Source organism: Bacillus sp. 3G2 (assembly GCF_044324725.1).
Classification (GTDB): Bacteria; Bacillota; Bacilli; order Bacillales; family Bacillaceae_G; genus Bacillus_A; species Bacillus_A mobilis.
This window is the reverse complement of sequence record NZ_CP172246.1, coordinates 2,434,624-2,453,517: the sequence shown is the minus strand read 5'-3', so window position 1 is coordinate 2,453,517 and position 18,894 is coordinate 2,434,624. Positions and strand designations below refer to the sequence as shown.

The following is an 18,894-nucleotide window of genomic DNA, read 5'->3' as shown; positions in this document are numbered from 1 at the left end:
TCTTTCTACTCTCTCACTTTTCTTTATGCGAAGCACATGAAATTACTAATTTGTTGATAGCGGTAGCTTACTTTACGACGACGACCACCTTGCCAAGTATAACCTGATACTCCGTTTCTTCTCACTTCAGTCGGAAAGAACCATAAGTCTCTTCCGAAAGGTCCTGGACGATGTAAACGTAAAAATCCCCATCTTCCTAGACAATTACACATCCATGATTTCATATTGCCTGGTTGTGCTGGAGAAGCAAATGTGGATGGTAACGATGGCGCTTGAGATGGTGGTGGTGACGTTGGAGCATCTTCCGCATCATCTGGTCTATAATCTTCTTGTTCCATATCTCTCGATTCATTTACAGGTTCATACTCGTAGTTTTGTGGATTATAATACATCCCTTGATCATATGGATAATTTTGCTGGTTATACATATTAACAACTCACCTACTTTTCATTCAGTACCTTTAACATTCATATGTGATATGCGCACTATAGGAAGCTTATGTATAGCCTAAATTTAATAAAAAATAAAGCTCGTATTTTTTAATACGAGCTTTTTCATAAAAAGAATAGATATATTATTTTCTCAACTTCACACTATAAAAACGCATTTCATTCAACGAACCTTTAAATTCAAAAACTTCTTTTTTTATTAATTCCTTTAAGCGATATTCTAAAAATGTATCGCCAACTGATTGCTCTATAAGACCAAGTGCCTCACCAACTACTCTTGGAGCTTTTAGGAACTCACGATCAGCACCTACACTTTTCGCACATTCAATCATAAATTGATCAAAATAATCTTCTTGTACAGAATGCACTTCATTTTCTTTCCAAACTCTTAAAAACTCCGTACTATTCGATAATTTATTCCATTCATATCCATACTCCATTCGCTTTTCTTCCGTTACATACGGAAATTCTGCAAAACTATTTTGCAATTGAGCTAAACTTTCGGGAGATAATTCCCCAGTTCCACGAATGGCATACTCTTTTTTTAATATTTCTTTACTTGCTTCAGACGTATTAATAACGCGAATGTTTTTCTTATCTTGTAATTGCACCATTACAAAACATAGGCCTACATGTTCATGTGCGTTATTAGCTTTCCAAATTGTAATAGGCGTTTCACTAGGAATAACGTGTAGTTCTTCCATAGTTTCTAAAAACCTCGGTAAATACTCATCCTCAAAATAATTTTCATAAGCGGTTAAATTGTTTACTAACCATTTCTGTCTTGCAAGTTGTCCCTCATACATATGTAACTTGTTTATCGGTCCAATTGAAAAGAATTCAGAAAAAGCAACAACCCTCTCATCCAATCGTTCTTCTTGACCGAGCATATGTTTTAAACATCCAGCTGTTGAATCATCAAAAGCAATATGTATGTGTGTGCTTTCTTTAACTTTTCTTTTATAAGATGTATTACTCGTTAATTGTTTAGGAATATCCATCAAATTTTTAATGATATCTTCACTATAGTTTTCTTCTAATACATTTAACTGAATCAGAATACTTTGAAGTAAATGCTTTGCTTCCTCTTCATACATATCCTCTACAATATTTTTGATTTTATCTATCACACAAATCCCTCTATTCATTTCTAAAATAACGTAGATTATAGTGTATCATTTTAGTATCGTTCTTTAAAAGTTTTTTAAAGTAAAAGCATTTATTATTCAGATTGCTACAGGTATCTATTTTTCCGCCAAAATCTCTCCCTACAATTCTTAATTGTTAAATACCCCTTTGTAAATCTTATTATTAAAATGTATAATTATATAGAAAATAAAAAATACAGGAGCTATATGTATGGATAAAGTATTTACTACTTATAAACATTATCTAAAAAATTGGAGATTTAAATTTATTTGTATATTACCTACTATCGCCTTATTATATGTTTTCGATGTCATCTTCGAATTACTATTTCATCAAAATTTCTATTTATCTAACTTAATTTTTGCTATTATATTATATTCAATATTTATTAACATCAAAGATATGTTTAAAATTGAAAGTTAAAGAGCGCGATAAAAAAAGAGCACCCTGCAATTGGATGCTCTTATGTGATAGAGGTTTTTTCTGAGTATTAAGTAGGACACGAAGGTCTTGTCCTACTTAATACTATATGCTTGTACTTATTTTATTGTGCACCTATTACACATCAAATGTATACGTATTGCTAAAAATCCTGCTCATATATTCATTGTACAAGTATCATATTTATAAATAAAAAAACATCCCTATGGATGTTTTTTATGTACCAATTTTTAAGCTTCCATAAACTTAGCCGGTACACCAATTTTTTCAACTACAGAAGATATATTAGTAGGATTAATCATTACATTTTCAATACTAACTAATTTATTTTCTAATAGTCCATTCTCTGTAGTAATAAGTTCTTCAAATCGATCTAGAGTCATCGAAAATTTGTGTTCACTTCCGCCATTCATACAGACTTTTACATACTTCATAGTGTCACCGCCTTTCATAATAATCTATATTTCGCTAAGAAGACGCTTACATCCTTTTTATTTCCTACTAGATTTATCACTTTTACTCCTTGCTAATTCACGTTTATTTATTTTAAAGAAAACAATTACTATTTTATGTTCACGTTATTATTGCTAGTAAGAATGATAAAGATAAAAATGCACAAAGTGGTATATATAAAACAGTATCCATTCTAGCAAATTGCTTATCTTTTTTTCGCTTAAAGATACCAAAATAATGAAACTCACCAATTACTCTTATGAAAAAAACAATCATACAAATCCAGGCTCCAAATTGAACAAATATATTAGGAACTGCGAAATGAACAACGTTTGTTTGTTGTAATAAAATTATAGCTGCCATACTTAATAATAATGCAATGAACAATGTCATTCCTGTACCTGGTATAAATGCCTTTTCTCCAGATTTTGTTGGAATGACACTATTTGTTGCCCACTTACCTCCGAAAGCCCAGTAAACATGTAAAAAGCTAACTAAAAATAATATACAGACAGAAATATATGTAATAATAAGCATTTTGTCCTCCCATTATTTTCTTTAAGTCCTCAACTTTAGAGTATGCTATGAATTCCGCATTGGCAATATATATTTAATTACATAAAAAACCCTTTAATGATTTATCATTAAAGGGTTTACTGAAATTTCTTATATATTGTACCTATTTCTACGACGTTCCATCCTTGTTTGCCCTTGAGCTGTACCTTCTTTATATTGTTGTATTTGCTCTATCATTTCATATGTTGCAGCTGAAGCTGGTTCTTCGTAATTATGCTCACGTATGTTTTCTGGCGTTTTTCGTTTTGATGCTTTTCCACCAAACTTAAATAATTTTATCTTAAATTTCGGTAATCTTGGAAGCGGAATCTTAAATGATAATTTTTTACGTTTCTTTTTTTGTTGGAATAGATTTATATTTTCTTTATTATCATCCTGCTCTTTACGATGTAATAACATCGCAAGTAATCCACCTAATATAAGTCCGCCAACTAAAAGCATGAGGTATTTGAAATTGCTTGTCATTAAACTCGACATACGTTCAAGTATGACTAACGACTGTACTTCTTTTATATCCAAAAGTAAAGCGGCCCATAATGACAATAAACCAAAAGTAAGTCCATATGTACGAAAACGGAATAAACATGGAATTAAAGCAATACAAGCGGCAATTTTTGCATTCGCTATGATTGAACTTGTCGAAATATCTTGATGCCAAATGACTAACAGTAGTGTTATAAATGGAGCATACGCTATCCAGCTACATATGCGTGAATATATTTTTTTCGCAAAATAACTACCGAAACTAGTAAAAAATAATAGGCCTCCAATATATAAAGATTGTTCAAGTGGGATTTGCTTCATAATTCCTGCAACTGGAAAGAGGCCGCTTAATAGCATTAATAACACATCTAATTTCTTCACAATTCCTCATTCCTTTCAAATTTCTTTTGAATCAATTCATATTGCTTTTCCATATGATGTAGATTTTGTATTTCTAAAAAATATCTTAATCCTGTATGTAAATAAAGTAAATACATAAAAGACAAGATACATGACAAAGGATATCCTTATTTACATGAAAAAATGACAAATCCTGATCAATATAACGAGCAGGATTTGTCTACTGTTTTTTAACGAATTTACCGAAAGAATTCTCCTTCCAGAGGTGCGTGAAGGACGATAGCCCCACTGTAGGTGTGAGATGAAAGGTTACTTTCGTCGTGGAACTGAGAAGTTCCGACTTCAAGCTTTTCTAATTGGCCAGTAGTTCACAACAGAATAATTGAATCTTTCTTTTCTACTTTTATTATATCTACATCCAATTCATCATCAAACTCTCTAAACTCTCTTGCATCTATATCAGTCATATAGCTCTTTATTACTTTCGCCATATGCATAAAATACGGCATATGTATATTTTTTTCCTGAAGCATACTTGAATTACAGCACATATAGTGTATCATTTTAGCGATGTAATTCCTTTCTACAGGTTTTACACCTAGCGTTAATATTTCAAGTATGTATCGCTGCAATGTTTCACTACCATTTAGCGAGTATTCACCAGTACTATAATACATCCCTTTTTGATCTACATATAAACTTGTGCCCTCAGGAACATCATCACGTTCTATCACACCGTATTTTGGTGTATCAAAAGATGTATTTATTCTTATAACATTTAAATTAGGAACCTTTAACGCATCAGGAACAATCTCCGGTAAAATATCTATATCAATTTTTTTATTTTGTAACTCTTTCATCCAATATTTTCTTAAATGCGCATCTACAATGAAATACACTTGCTCATTTTTCTCTTTTGCATGTTGTAAAATTCCCTTTAATGTTTCAAAAACAAATTGTTTAAATTGAATTCCCATATCATTTCTTTTTGAAGGCTGCGGTAAAAAGGTATTATGTTTATTTACATTTAATAACAAGCAATCAATCGTTTGCCACTCTGTATTCCCATATAATTTATATGAAATTTCTTTATCTTTTATTTGTGAAATAATAGGTAAGAAATCAAATTTCGAAATTCGTTCAATTGATAAATTAACATATGTACAAGGTAAATTTATTTTATTCCAACTACGTTTCAAAAATCCTTTTTGTTCTAATAAACTAAAAATACAATTTATTATTGTTTTATGGGTTACACTTTGGCCTATAAATAAATTGATAAATGCTGAAATACGGTTTGTTCGTGCAAACCCTTCTCTAACAATTTGCTTTGGATCGATTTTTTCACGTCCATCACAATTTTTCATTGCGATTAACGCTAATGTCGCATCATTTCGCTCACCTGCAGTAGCATAAACCGCTTTCATAACATCCTCTACTAAATTTGTTTTGTATTTCTGGCAATATTGCATTTTATATGGATTTTGCAATACTTTTTCAATATTATATCTTACTATCTTTAACAATACTGGAGAATCTGCATTTAAAACATATAATGACTCACCGATTTGAGCTAACACAATTTCACTTTCAAACAACGCTTGTTCAACTTCCAACGAGATTTTTTCAGACCATATTTCTAACGTTATAGTCTCTAATCCTTTTGGTGCAATTAAAGGGAATAATTCATTTTCATTATTTGTTGCTACCTTTTTACATTCTGGTAGTAATGTGAAATTAGCGAATTTTTGCTGAAACCATTTAAATAGATGCTCTCTTTCTTTTACTTTTATACCAGGTTTTATTTTAGTACCTTGAACTTTATATATTCTCTCATTGTATGGAAGCAACACCCTAATATTTGTTCCTATCATATAATCTTTCGGATATTGAAGAATATGCTCTAATTCAACTTCTCCACCTATACGAAAATCATCTTTTAAATTTCTAAATATCTTAATCCATTTTATGCCGTTTGTAGCCTGTTGAACTTTTAGTTTTACAAACCGTAATTTCTTATCATTCGATGCAAATTCTGGAGTAGAAACCAATATCATGCCCCGTTTTCGTCTTAATAGCAAAGGAATATCTGGATGGTTATATTCTTGATAAAACCTCCGAATTCCTATTGAAACATTTAATAACGGAATATTTTCGCCCCCGCGCGTGATACATTCGAAACGATATACATAGGCGAAAAAATCTTGAGTTTTTTCATCTTTAATAGGCTCTGACATTGCCTCACAAATATTTTGTGATCTAAGAGGAGAAAAATATATATCTTCTTCATTGATATTCTCTATTCGTACAGATTGTTCACAAAAAATATGAGAAATTAAAGCAGGCACCCACTTAGAATATATTTCATTATCATGTAGTACTGCTAAGTTAGAAATTAAATCATAATGCCATTCATATTTTGGCAATTCTATTAATTTATTAGGTTTCCAATCATGAATTACCTCATACCAACTTTGAAAAATATAATCGAGTTGTTCTTTTCTAATAGGTTCTTTCGATACAATCCATGGTGTATTTTCACTTAATACATACGGATTATGCTGAATAAATAATATATCAGAAAACATATCATATAATCTTTCATTCAATCGTTTCAACTTACTTGTTAATAAAAATGTCTTATAATGTATCTCTACAATATCAAGCCAATCAATAGGGAAATATATAAATGATACACTTTCGTTTAAAAGAGGTTCTACTATATTTTCAAATGTTAATAACGTTAATTTTTCCATAAAATGATTACTTCCTTTCTTCATTTTTCTTGATCACAAAAAACTAGAAAAATTATCACTTAATCTAATCGATTTATACCAAGTATTTAAAAGAAAAGTATAAAGATTCCTCCGAATAATAAATTATTAAAGAGCCTAATTTAAAAATTAAAAGTAACTATCATATACGACACCTCTAATATCTAAATTTTAATACATTCAAATTATACAATATTATTAATATAATGTGTTTATTATTTACAGTAATTTTACAATAATACTAAAAAAGAACACCTTAAAACGATGCCCTTTTTTTACAGATATCAACCTTTATGTAATTGAACATACAGATAACACTAATCCTCCAACTGTAACTACACCTAGTAATCCTAATACAAATCCAGTTATACAAACACAATCAGCAAGACAAATGGAAGACTGCGAAAATGGAACAAATGACCTACTTGTACTTGATCCATATTGTTTTATTTTCTCATAATTTATATCTAACATTAATTGTAGACATGCTATACCTTCCTCAATAGAATGAAGAGATTCTTTTTCTAATCGCTCCAATAATTTACTATTAAAAGTAATTGGAAGAGGATATCGTTTATCTAATTTCATATTCTGATAAATTAATTGTAAACGAGATAATGTATTATTTTTCTTTTTTTCACATGTTACTGTATGTTTCATTTTATTACATTCATTTAATAACAGTGTTAATTCATCTCTGTTTCCGTATAAATCCCTTGCTATTTTTCTCTTTAGTTTGTACGCATGGATCATAGATTTAAGTTCAATCATTTTAATACACTTCCTAATAAAATTTTGCTTACCCTAATATTTTAAAAATAAACAGTACTTTTAAATCTCATTTAAAATACACTCAAGTATCTTTTTTTACTATCGATTAACATTACATTAACCTTACATAGTTGTAATAATTTCTTTTGCTACCCACTAACTAGAAGCAACAGATTTCTTATTTCATGGTAAAAAATACAAAAAAGCAATGATTAGGTTTTAAATCTAGTCATTGCTTTTTCGATCTTATCTTGATTTACAACTAAAAATCTAAATATCTTTCTTTAACTTGAATGCTACATGTGCTTTAATTAAATTCTTTAATAAAAATTATATAATGCTTCACTAATGGATTCCTTTTTTCTTTTATCAATATTCATATGTTACAATAGTACCAGTTGTATCAGTAGTACCACTAAAACCATTAAAACAATTTGAACAACTACCACAGCCACCACAACCTCCGCAGCCGCCACAACCAAAGCAACCGAAGCAACCAATACAACGGAATCCACCACAACGAAATCCACCACAGCGACCTGCACAACCTCCGCAGCGCCCTCCACAGCCTCCGCAGCGACGAACAGCATCTTCAAAATAGTAATATGGATATTGGTTTTGTTGGTCCCAATACACAATATTTCCAGGCTGGTAATCATTAAGGCTTAACGCTTGTAGTTCTTGTTGAAACTTATTCATTTTCATGACCTCCGTTTATAAACTTCAACCTTTTCAATGCTTTCCTATATTTCTGCTCGTTAAATCTAAGTAGAAATGGCGCTATAAACTAAGTTCAATACGTACACCTACAAAATATGACCTATCACTAGATGATGCACCTTGTTCATATACCTATTTTTAGTTTATTTTTTCCATGGGCTCATTTTTATAAATTGAAAAAAGACGCACTTAGATCGATGCGTCTTTTTTAGATACTTCTATTGTGAAATCATATACATAAATATTATTCATACCTATGAATAGCAATACCTCTACTCATTATCCAATTACATCTTTTATTTCTGTATTCACTGGCCACTTTTCTAAAGTATAGGCCATTTCCCAAAATGAATATTCATATTGACTGCTAATAATAAAGTGCTGTTTCATACGATTTCGGTCTGCCTCTGTTACCTTTTCAGCTATAGTATCTAACCGTGTAATTTGCTCTTCAACTAATGTACGGAACCAATCAGATCCATAAGCAGAAATCCATTCGTTATAAATTGGCTCTTCTGGCTGACACTCTTTTAAACGTTCACCAATTTCATAATACAACCAATAGCAAGGTAATATTGCTGCAATGATATCACCTAAATGTCCTTCATACGCAGCACGATACATATGTGAAGTATATGCATATGCAGTTGGAGCTGGGATAAAATTCTCTTTTTCTTCTTGTGTTATCCCTAGTTTTTTCGCAAAATTCTCATGTAAAGATAATTCTGCTTCATATGTATTTTGAGCATGGTGTGCCATACGAGCTGTCGTTTCTAATTCTAGAGCCTTTGCAGCTCCTAACGTTTGTACTCTAGCGAAATGACTCAAATAATATGAATCTTGAAGCACGTAATAGCGAAAACTAGCTAAATCTAACGTTCCCTCGCCAAGTTTTTTTACAAAAGGATGATGAAAACTAGCTTCCCAAATTGAATCTACTTCTTTACGTAATGATTGTGAAAAAGTCATTTAAATCCCTCCAATTATGTATAAAATTTAAGTATTTACCCAATATCATTAAATCTGTAAAATAAAAAAACTTTCTTTACAAACGTAAAGAAAGTGAAATTGACAGTATTTATTCATAAAATAATAATGTCTTCCCACTTCCCTACGCTAGTATTAACCAGATCAGGTACTAAGAGTCTCAAATTTTCATTTGATCTCAGCCTATAACAGGCCCCCCTAGTGGATAAATATTTAATTTTCGTATTGTATTCATCATAACATACTTCATGTTACTGTCAAAAGTATTCATGCTACTGCTACTTAAAATCCTTCTTCTTGTCTTACTCTTACTGAAGTTTCAATAATCATATCTAATAGTTTACTATAATGAATTCCAGCCGCGTCTGCACTTTTTGGTAGTAAACTTGCTTGTGTCATCCCTGGTAATGTATTAACCTCCATTACATATGGAATACCGTCCTTCACCATCATATCAACTCTCGCATAAACGCTGCATTTCAAAGCTTTATAACAAGCCAGTGACGCTTTGTTTACACGTTCCTTCAATTCAGCTGGAAGTTCGATAACTTCTTCAATTGTACTAACATCATCATATTTCGCATTGTAATCAAAGAACTCCGCCGCATGTCGAATTGAAATGATAGGTAACTGTTTTCCATCAAAAATTGAACATGTAATCTCGTCACCTTTTATATACTTCTCTATTACAACTTCAGAATCCCATTCGAACACAGTTTCCAGCATCGAGATTAATTCGTCTTTATCATAGACAATTTTCACCCCAACACTTGAGCCACCAGAGTTGGGTTTTACCACTAACGGAAACCCTAAATTATCTAATTCATCAAGATTTAGATCCTCCATTTTTGTAAGTTCAATCCAATCTGGTGTTTCTATACCTTCATAACGTAAAATCTTTTTCGAAATATTTTTGTCCATACATATACCGCTCGATAACATATTGCTTCCGCTATAAGGAATACCTAAACTTTCAAGTGTTCCTTGAACTGTCCCATCTTCTCCGTATTTTCCATGTAATGCGAGCAGCGCGAAATCAATGTCCTTCGCTTTTTCGGTTAAATCCATTTTTTCATCTAACGTAATTGGAACTATTTCATACTTACTTTTATCTAAATGTGCGATCATTTCATTTCCAGTCATAATTGATACTTGTTTTTCAGAAGATACTCCACCCATAATAACGCCAATTCTCATTTCCTCAACTCCAAATTTCATTTTTTATTGTATCACCAATTATTTTGATTCCCTGAATTATGTCTTCTTCTTTCAGACGTGAAAATCCTAATCGGAAAGTGTTCGCTCCTCCTCCATCAGAATAAAAAACATCTCCAGGAGAAAAAGTAACCCCTTGCTCATAACACTTTTGCAAAAGCGTACGGGCATGAATTTTTTCTTCTAACTCTATAAATAAATGGAGGCCACCATCACCGGTCATTCTTTGAAACGGAATGTACTCGTTACACGCCCCAACAGCTAACTCATATTTTTTCTTATAAACTGATCTTGCCTTTTTTAAATATTTTTCAAAATATCCTTCATGTAAATATTGAAATAGAACAGCTTGATCTAACGTAGATGTGTGAATCGTTCTTGCTCTTTTTACACTTTCTAAATGATGAATTAGTTCTTTATCTGCAATAATCCATCCTACACGTAAACCAGGGAAAAGTACCTTCGAAAAGCTACTAATATAAATCACATTATTACCAGCGCCAGCAAAAGTTAATAATGGTGCTAAATGTGAACCTGAATAACGTAGTTCTTCATTAAATCCATCTTCTATAATAGGAATTTTATATTTTGAAAATAATCTCATCAGTTCCGTTCTTTTCTCCGAACTCGTAACAATACCAGTTGGATTATGATAAGAAGGAATTAAATACGCGAAATCAAAATCCTTTTCACGCAAACTTTTTTCTACTTCGTTCGTATCGATGCCATCTTCATTCATATTAATTCCATGCACTTCAAGTCCATGTAAACGGAAAAGCTTCAGTGCAGCATGATGAGTCGGGTTCTCACAAATAACCCGCCCCGATTTTTTGGATAACGAGGAAAGTACAATATCCAATCCTTCAGTAAACCCATTTGTAATTAAAATATCTTTGTTTGAAATATCTACACCTTTCATTTCCATATAATGAAGTAGATAATTCATTAACGGTCTATAACCTTTTGCGTATCCGTAATTTAATACGACATCTCCTTCAATGGACATGCGAGTAAGAAAAGCTCTTTTGAAATTTTCCACATCAAATAGCTTTTCGTCCGGAGCAATGCTGTTAAAAACAATCATTCCTTTTTCCCAGCGAACACCATGTTTCATTAAATCTAATTCATCCGCTAATAAGGTAACTGTATTAAGTTTATTTTTCCAATCTATTTCAACTGACGAAGTGTTCGATATATCAACCTTCGCAACAAAATTTCCTTTTCCTTTAACTGCATAAATGAGTCCTTCTTGCTCTAAATCGGCATAAGCAGCGAGTACAGTATTTCTGCTCACACTTAGTAATTCGCTTAGCTCCCTTGTTGAAGGAATTTTTTGATCCCCAAGCAAATGCCCTTTCATAATCATCTTTTTCAAATAATCTTTCAATTGAATATAAACAGGACGATCTTTCACAACTTTAAAATCTTTAAACAATTCCTTACCCCCTGCAATTATTTTTGCATATTTATTTCATTCTCAAAAGGTCCACTACATATGTATTTTTTATAAAGGGCGGTACGGTCTTATAAAGTGGAACTTTAATCAATCGGGCTGTTTATCGCCCACTGATTATTATCCCTCACGAACTAGGCGTTTTACTGCCTATTAATAAGGGATAAATCTTTACGGTATAAGTTTATAATATCTTTTAAAGCTGCTGCTGCGGCTCCGCGTGGATTTGATGCACCACCAATTGTAGTAACTTGCCCCATCGTATCTGTAAAGAACGTAATTCCTTTTTCTGTCCCATTTACATTTGCTAGCGGATGATCCTTATCTATTTCGTACGGTTCTACTTTAAAAGCTACTTTACCATCCTGATCCTTATATGCAGAAGCTATTAATTTAATATATTTATTATGTTCCTTAGCATTTCGAATTTGTTGTTGTGTAACATGTTGGATTCCTTTTATATGTATATCTGCAAGCGTATTTTCTGTTCCCATTAAACTGTTTGTCAAAAGTAACAATTTACATGCACTATCAGAACCACTTACATCTAATATTGGATTCGTTTCAGCAATTCCTTTACGTTGCGCATTTTTCAGTGCTTCTTCAAACGTAATATCTTCCTCATTCATTTTCGAAAGAATATAATTTGTAGTCCCGTTTAATATTCCTTCTATTTTTTCAATATGGCAACCAGCTAAACTAAATTGACCAATGTCAAGTGTCGGTAATGCGGCCGCGGTTGCACCACTATATCGAATTCGTACATTTGCATTTTTTGCTGATTCATTTATTTCTCTCCAGTTTGTAACGAGTGCACCTTTTGAAATTGCTACTATATCCATATGTTTCTCAATCGCTTGTTTTATATATTGTTTTCCTGGATTTCCATCTTTAAGATTTGTAACAGTCGATTCCACCAGTACAGTACCACTTATGTTATCTGTTGCTCGTTCCTTCGGATAATGTTCAATATACTTTTCAATTGCAGAGCTACCGCCACCATACCTTAATAAGTGATGAATAGATAATCCATCCTCATTATGTATTGCAACATTTCTACCTAATACGCCACTTACCACTAAATCTATTCCATATGTTTCATTTATATATAAATATTTTTCATTTATTAATTTTATAAACTCTCTTCCTACTGTTCCATATCCTGATAATACAACTTGAATTTTCATAATATCCCCCCATATTTTTCTACCATATCCCTCTTTCAATATAATATAAAGCACCCTCGAATTCCATCGAGAAGTGTCCAGTTTGCTTTCCTTTCGATATAATTCCATTTACTTTTTACAATGTAACTTGTAAATCTGATTATTTGAATTTATAATTGATTATAGTTTCCTCATATGTTAAACCAATCTATACATAATAAGAAAACTGCCTTCATTACATAAACAGGAGGAAAAGCGCTATGCAAATCGGGTTAAATATGAATACATTATCTCAACCTACTAAAATAACTACCTCTAGTCTTGAGCATAATAACACCACTTCTACTAAACTTGAAGATAAAAAATTAAATGATCCAATCAAGTTTGATATTCGTTCATCTGAAAAAGAAATGAAACAACCTGAGCATAAATTTAACGAATTAGATTTATGGAAGATGTTAAAAGACAAAGGTGTTCCTTTATGGATCATACTTGAAATGCTACAAAAGGCTCGTAAAGAAAAAGAAGCTCAAAATAATTCAGTTCAATATGCAAATGGTATTGAAGAAACGAACGAGACACGGTTAAATGAAGTAATGTAAGTTATTTACATGGTATTAAAAAGAGTTCGAGATTGATAAAGTTTCTATCAATCTCGAACTCTTTTTTAAGACTTTTCTCCAATCGTTATAAATTGAAATGATACTTCCCCTTTATAACCTTCAATTAACTTGTCTACTTTTACCTTTTCATTTATTAATGTATTATCTGTCGACATTTTTGGTTTTTCATCACCTAAAGACTTTTTCAAGTGGAGAAGGTGCATTTTCGTTTCATTTGCTTTTATTTCTTTATACACACTATCTTTTGCTACAATTACATAATATTGAGTTGGATATTTACGATTGTTACCTATCCAAGCATCACTATCGTATTTAACAGCAGTCTCAGTTCCTTCTAATTCAATACTTTTCAATTTTTTTTCATCTTCACTTGCAAATAAAAGCGATCCTTCTTTTGGTAATCTAGGTAACGTATCTATAGGTCTAGATTTGGATCCATTCTCTCTTTTACGAAAAACCTTTGCTTTAATCAATGCTTGCGCTGTAGATTCATTTAAAATTAATACTTGTCCTATTCCAAATGTATCTATTTTCACAGAAAACACTTCATTTTCTTTCGTAATCTCCTTATAACGATTAATAATTGGTGAAGTATAATTTTCATCTCCAATAATTAATACACCGTTGGCTGGAAGTCTGTTTTCATTTTTAGAGCAAGCACTAAAGCTTATTAAAAGGATTATAATTAACATAAAAATGGTTAATGTTCTTTTCATCACGATTCCTTTCTTAATTCAATTCTTTTTTATATACTTTTGAGTAATCTGACAAGCTGTTATACTCTATTGCTCCATAGTTTTATAAAGCTTTTGTAAATAACGCCAACGTGTTATAAAGAAATATAAAACCTGTATACATATAAATGAAATTAAAATAACGATAGAGCTATTTATAATTGAAAAATCGACTAATTGTTGTAATGCGGTATAAGCAACTACAGTATGAATCACTGCAACAACAATCGGTAAGAAAAACATTAATACTAATTGCCTCGTTACAACTTTTTTTAACTCTCGTTTACTTAATCCCATTTTCGAAATCATTTTATATTGCTGTTGATCACGATCCAAATCCGTATATAATCGGAAATAGATAAAACTAGCAGCGAATGTGAAGAAGACAATTCCAACTAAAACACTTGCCATTAGTAATAATCCATTCGTTTGTTTTGCACGTAACAAATCTAATGTTAGAGCTTGAAAATGGAAATCTCTTTCTTTAACCTCTTCACTAAATATACTATTTAATTGGTTTGAGATCTCTTTCGTTTGCAACCAATCATCTACAACAAATCCGTAAGTACGATCTCGAACAACTATATCATTTTGATTAACATTAAAAGGAATTCCATCATATATATGATCTTGAACAGCTATATAAATACTATTAGAATCATGTGGTAAAACTAAATTTTCTAGAGCTTTTTTAACACGAAATGTCTTTGTCCACTCTCCTTGAATGACCTCAATATCCTTTTGATAGTCACCATTTTTAAATTCTTGTTTCTGCGATACCATTCCAGGGATTAGTAAAATTTCATCTTCTTTTTCAATCGTTTCTTGTTGATAACCGAGCGCTCTCGCAAGATCGTTATATTCACTTAACTTCATTACATATACGTTACTTTCTGTATATATATATGAAGATGAAGCCATTCGATATGAAATATTAGCATCAGAAAGGTGTTTTTTTATAATAGAAAGATGTTCGTCCACCATTTTGTCTTTCTCAGACCCTATATATAGAAATGTATATGGGTTTGTCATCCTTACTAAATCTTTATTTCCAAGAGCAGCTGTCGTTCCAATTGCTGTAAAAGCAACTGCTGAAATAATAGATACAATAAAAAACATCGTTGCATTATCTTTCATACGGTATATTAACTCTGAAAATGTTAATATATTTGTTCTCTTTAAAAAGAAAGATTCACTCCTTTTTGCAAGGTGCAATATATATACGCTACACTGTGTATATAAAAAGTACGTTCCTATAATTACTAGGAGCACACCTATTCCGAGCGTAATAAAACTATAATTTGAGATAAAGCGAAATACTAAAATGTAGCCATATCCTATACTAAATAATGAAAAAAGTGATAATAAAATTGATGATTTCGGTTCAGGCTTTGGCTTTTCACCAGCTTGCATAAGTTCCACAAGTTCTGTTACTTTAATCGTTTTAAATGTAACTAACGAAACGATTAAAAATAAGAAAAGAAACGTGACAACTGTTAATAATACAGCCTGTACTGGAATATAAAAAGGCAAGCCGTTACTAATCATTAATACACTTGCACTTATTAATAAAACTAGTTTAGAAAATATAAGTCCTATAAGTACCCCTATACAAATTGAACCGAGTCCAATTAACATATTTTCAATTAACAATAACTTCTTAAGCTGTCTCATTGACATACCTTGCATCATTAAAATGCCAAATTCTTTCTTACGCGTTTTTAAAAACGAACTCACTGAATATAGAATGAAGAAAAATGAAAAAACAAAAATCAAACCTTGCGAAACTTTAAACCCTAATGTACCAAATGCACTTATTGTTGCACTTGTCGACTGTAACTCACCTTGTAAATCAGGATGAAATAATAAAAGAGCATACGTAAAGAAAATCATAATCGAAAATGCACTGCTTAAAAAATGAGCAGCATATGTACGCTTATTACGAAAAATATTATTAAATGCGAATTGACGAAAAGTCATGCCTTTTCCCTCCTAACAAAGAAAGGACATCCATAATCTTTTGATAAAATGCTTGCCTACTTTCACCTCGGTAAATTTCATTATATAATTGACCATCTTTTATAAATATAACTCTGCTACAATAACTCGCTGCATACGGATCATGTGTAACTAACATCATTGTTGCCTTTTCTTCCTTGTTAAGCGTATCGAGCACCTCCATTACATCATTTGAAGATTTAGAATCTAAATTCCCGGTTGGTTCATCTGCAAGTAATAATTGCGGCTTATGAACAATTGCACGAGCGATTGCTGTTCTTTGAGCTTGTCCCCCTGATATTTCAAACGTTCTTTTATTCAATATATCTGTAATATTTAATTTCACTGCAATTTCTTCCACTCGTTTGTTCATTTCTTGCACAGAAACACCATCTAATGTCATCGGCAATACGATATTTTCCTTCACTGTAAGCGTGCTAAGTAAATTAAATGATTGGAATACAAATCCTAATTGCTTTCTACGGAATAAAGCTAAATCTTCGGATGATAATTGAAAAGGATTTGTACCGTTTATTACTATTTCTCCTGAGGATGGAGAGTCGATAGTAGATACCATATTTAATAACGTTGTTTTTCCACTACCTGATGGCCCCATGATCCCTATAAATTCACCTTCTTGAATTGATAAATCAATATCTACTAATGCTTTAAAAGGGATTTTCCCTTTATATACTTTACTAATATTTTTCGCATGTAAAATTTCCATTTCTATTCTCCCTTCATTTGCACTTCTCATAATAGAGTGTAAATGAATTGTCTTATAGCTCATATTGATTCATCTTTCATTTATCTTACACGCTTGTAAGATTTCTAAAAAAACTGATAACAAACCTATTCTCAATCTATAAACAAAGCATATCTATCTTATAATATTTGCATATTGGTTTAAATTACAATGCTATTTTCTAATCTTTATTTTATTAATAACAAAAGACCGATTTTTTATCGGTCTTTTTACTTTCAAATATTATATTTTTAACTATTGCATTATTTGAAGCATATTTGAATTACCCATTAAATACTATTTCACTTGAAAATACCCTCTGCAAAAAAATGAGTTCTTCGGTTTCATTGCAATCAAAAATGAATTGTAAATATCTGAGGCGGAAATGAATGTGTTTATCCAACATATAAATAATAAAATTGATTTAATATTTCCTGATACAAAAGATGATATAATGGCCGGAACAACCGATAATACAATAATAGGTAAACTCATAAAAATCCAAAATCTCGCTTTGGATAAGATTGCATTTGTATTTAACCAAAAAAATATTCCACTACAAGTTAGGCTAATATCCCCCATTTTATTTATAACAATAATGTGTAGACATTCATGAATGATGAAGACTAAAACCCCTAAAATAATGAGGTTAAATATATTAATATGAGTGAAACTTGCTCCAAAATAATGTGGTATTAGAAAAATAATGATTTGAAATACATATACAAACTTCATATAATGTTTTCGGTGCCAATCATTTTGTATAAAAGGAGTCCATTCTGACAAATCCATACTTAATTGTGGTAAGTGACGAAACCAAATGATAATAAGCTTCCCCCCATTTATATTATTTCATATTTTAAAACATGCACTCCACTAACACTCAATCATTAATTTTAAATGCAAACCTTTGCTGCCTTCACTTTTGCCGTGCATTCTTCTACTAAACCATGTGTAGGATAATTTGAGTAAGAAATTAGTGTTTTCATAGATACATATATTCGACAAAATTTCCTAAACACCTTTTGATATACTGTTTACGAAATAGTTCTCGTATGTACAACTTGCTGCTTTTGTTTTGGGTGAAAAGCACATCCAGAATCTACACTTTATTATGGTTAAATAGTACTTTAGAATGCAAAAAAGCTTAGAATTTTAACTCTAAGCTTTTTGCATTGCATGATCTTAAAGAGCACTATTTTTTACCCATTCGGATTTACTCAATACATAATGATTAAAAATTTGATTTTCTATCGTCTGTTGACTCAAAAAAGAAAACCCGCATTTTTCAATAACTTTATTTGACGGTACATTATTAATTAATGCAATTGCGTTAAGGACATCTACATTTGTATTTTCAAACAAATAGTCGATCAAGCCTTTTGTCGCTTTCGTTGCATATCCATTATTATGATATTCACTTGAAACAGCATACATGATTTCTCTATTTGGTGCAGGAAGCTCATCTTTCAGACTTGTGCAGCACCATCCAATAAATTCATTTGTGGTTTTCTTAAATATTCCTAGCCTCAATATGTGATCATCTGTGTTAGTCGTAGTTCTCACTGCATCAAGAAATGCTTTGTTTTCTGGTATTTCATCATTTGTAACCCAATTAACTCGTTGTTCTTTCGTTGATTTCCAGTCGGGTAAAAACTTTTCTATTTCTGGTTGATTTGCTATTTTATAAATACTCTCTGCATCTTTGACCGTAAACTCTTGTAGGTATATATCACCACAATCTATTTTAAATAACTTAGTCAAACGCTCTTTTCCCATATTAATCCCCCTTATTT

The 18,894-nt window shown here is 31.3% G+C and carries 19 protein-coding genes and 1 riboswitch; of the genes, 2 read left to right on the top strand and 17 right to left on the bottom strand.

Annotation, left to right across the window (positions count from 1 at the left end; genetic code table 11):
• Positions 1-23 precede the first annotated feature (23 nt).
• Together ACHZK0_RS12480 and ACHZK0_RS12475 are read right to left on the bottom strand one after the other, a co-directional pair.
• Positions 24-428 (bottom strand): hypothetical protein, encoded by a 405-nt coding sequence (locus ACHZK0_RS12480; protein WP_262743488.1) that lies wholly within the window; start codon positions 426-428, stop codon positions 24-26.
• 147 nt (positions 429-575) lie between these two features.
• Positions 576-1,598: a DUF1835 domain-containing protein gene (locus ACHZK0_RS12475; RefSeq protein ID WP_270344088.1), complete on the bottom strand. Its 1,023-nt coding sequence runs from the start codon at positions 1,596-1,598 to the stop codon at positions 576-578.
• 211 nt (positions 1,599-1,809) lie between these two features.
• On the opposite strand from ACHZK0_RS12475, the gene ACHZK0_RS12470 reads away from it, so the two are divergent.
• Entirely contained in the window at positions 1,810-2,022 is a 213-nt protein-coding gene (locus ACHZK0_RS12470) for a hypothetical protein (RefSeq protein ID WP_395761626.1), read from the top strand.
• Positions 2,023-2,270: 248 nt separating this feature from the next.
• Here the strand turns inward: ACHZK0_RS12470 and ACHZK0_RS12465 are convergent, their stop codons facing one another.
• The 10 genes from ACHZK0_RS12465 to ACHZK0_RS12420 all read right to left on the bottom strand — a co-directional run bounded on the left by ACHZK0_RS12465 (position 2,271) and on the right by ACHZK0_RS12420 (position 13,019).
• Complete coding sequence (locus ACHZK0_RS12465; protein WP_000878362.1) at positions 2,271-2,474, bottom strand: hypothetical protein; 204 nt, start codon at positions 2,472-2,474, stop codon at positions 2,271-2,273.
• A 139-nt stretch (positions 2,475-2,613) separates the two neighbouring features.
• Entirely contained in the window at positions 2,614-3,030 is a 417-nt protein-coding gene (locus ACHZK0_RS12460) for a DUF3995 domain-containing protein (RefSeq protein ID WP_395761625.1), read from the bottom strand.
• Between the two features lie 129 nt (positions 3,031-3,159).
• Entirely contained in the window at positions 3,160-3,933 is a 774-nt protein-coding gene (locus ACHZK0_RS12455) for a DUF3959 family protein (protein ID WP_270344068.1), read from the bottom strand.
• 347 nt (positions 3,934-4,280) lie between these two features.
• Complete coding sequence (locus ACHZK0_RS12450; RefSeq protein ID WP_395761624.1) at positions 4,281-6,668, bottom strand: RNaseH domain-containing protein; 2,388 nt, start codon at positions 6,666-6,668, stop codon at positions 4,281-4,283.
• Between the two features lie 309 nt (positions 6,669-6,977).
• Positions 6,978-7,457 (bottom strand): homoserine dehydrogenase, encoded by a 480-nt coding sequence (locus ACHZK0_RS12445; protein ID WP_262743355.1) that lies wholly within the window; start codon positions 7,455-7,457, stop codon positions 6,978-6,980.
• A 369-nt stretch (positions 7,458-7,826) separates the two neighbouring features.
• A complete protein-coding gene (locus tag ACHZK0_RS12440) occupies positions 7,827-8,162 on the bottom strand; it encodes a heterocycloanthracin/sonorensin family bacteriocin (RefSeq protein ID WP_270344049.1) in 336 nt (111 codons plus the stop codon).
• Positions 8,163-8,456: 294 nt separating this feature from the next.
• Positions 8,457-9,146, bottom strand: coding sequence for a thiaminase II (tenA, locus tag ACHZK0_RS12435; protein ID WP_262743353.1), 690 nt, complete (start codon positions 9,144-9,146; stop codon positions 8,457-8,459).
• A 122-nt stretch (positions 9,147-9,268) separates the two neighbouring features.
• Positions 9,269-9,374: riboswitch (TPP riboswitch) on the bottom strand.
• Between the two features lie 72 nt (positions 9,375-9,446).
• Positions 9,447-10,361, bottom strand: coding sequence for a D-alanine--D-alanine ligase (ddlB, locus tag ACHZK0_RS12430; RefSeq protein ID WP_395761623.1), 915 nt, complete (start codon positions 10,359-10,361; stop codon positions 9,447-9,449).
• Between the two features lie 4 nt (positions 10,362-10,365).
• On the bottom strand, positions 10,366-11,814 hold the full coding sequence (locus ACHZK0_RS12425; protein ID WP_262743351.1) for a PLP-dependent aminotransferase family protein: 1,449 nt from the start codon (positions 11,812-11,814) through the stop codon (positions 10,366-10,368).
• A 161-nt stretch (positions 11,815-11,975) separates the two neighbouring features.
• A complete protein-coding gene (locus ACHZK0_RS12420; RefSeq protein WP_262743350.1) occupies positions 11,976-13,019 on the bottom strand; it encodes a homoserine dehydrogenase in 1,044 nt (347 codons plus the stop codon).
• Positions 13,020-13,258: 239 nt separating this feature from the next.
• Between ACHZK0_RS12420 and ACHZK0_RS12415 the strand changes: the two genes are divergently transcribed.
• Entirely contained in the window at positions 13,259-13,600 is a 342-nt protein-coding gene (locus tag ACHZK0_RS12415; RefSeq protein WP_395761622.1) for a DUF3914 domain-containing protein, read from the top strand.
• A 65-nt stretch (positions 13,601-13,665) separates the two neighbouring features.
• On the opposite strand, the gene ACHZK0_RS12410 is transcribed toward ACHZK0_RS12415, so the two are convergent.
• The 5 genes from ACHZK0_RS12410 to ACHZK0_RS12390 all read right to left on the bottom strand — a co-directional run bounded on the left by ACHZK0_RS12410 (position 13,666) and on the right by ACHZK0_RS12390 (position 18,877).
• Positions 13,666-14,337: a lipoprotein BA_5634 family protein gene (locus tag ACHZK0_RS12410; RefSeq protein WP_262743348.1), complete on the bottom strand. Its 672-nt coding sequence runs from the start codon at positions 14,335-14,337 to the stop codon at positions 13,666-13,668.
• 66 nt (positions 14,338-14,403) lie between these two features.
• On the bottom strand, positions 14,404-16,335 hold the full coding sequence (locus tag ACHZK0_RS12405; RefSeq protein WP_395761621.1) for an ABC transporter permease: 1,932 nt from the start codon (positions 16,333-16,335) through the stop codon (positions 14,404-14,406).
• Entirely contained in the window at positions 16,310-17,080 is a 771-nt protein-coding gene (locus tag ACHZK0_RS12400) for an ABC transporter ATP-binding protein (RefSeq protein WP_262743346.1), read from the bottom strand. The genes ACHZK0_RS12405 and ACHZK0_RS12400 overlap by 26 nt, the downstream gene beginning before the upstream one ends.
• Before the next feature lie 315 nt (positions 17,081-17,395).
• Positions 17,396-17,890 (bottom strand): DUF3267 domain-containing protein, encoded by a 495-nt coding sequence (locus ACHZK0_RS12395; RefSeq protein ID WP_270344053.1) that lies wholly within the window; start codon positions 17,888-17,890, stop codon positions 17,396-17,398.
• Between the two features lie 393 nt (positions 17,891-18,283).
• Positions 18,284-18,877 (bottom strand): GNAT family N-acetyltransferase, encoded by a 594-nt coding sequence (locus tag ACHZK0_RS12390; RefSeq protein WP_395761620.1) that lies wholly within the window; start codon positions 18,875-18,877, stop codon positions 18,284-18,286.
• Between the last annotated feature and the right edge of the window lie 17 nt (positions 18,878-18,894).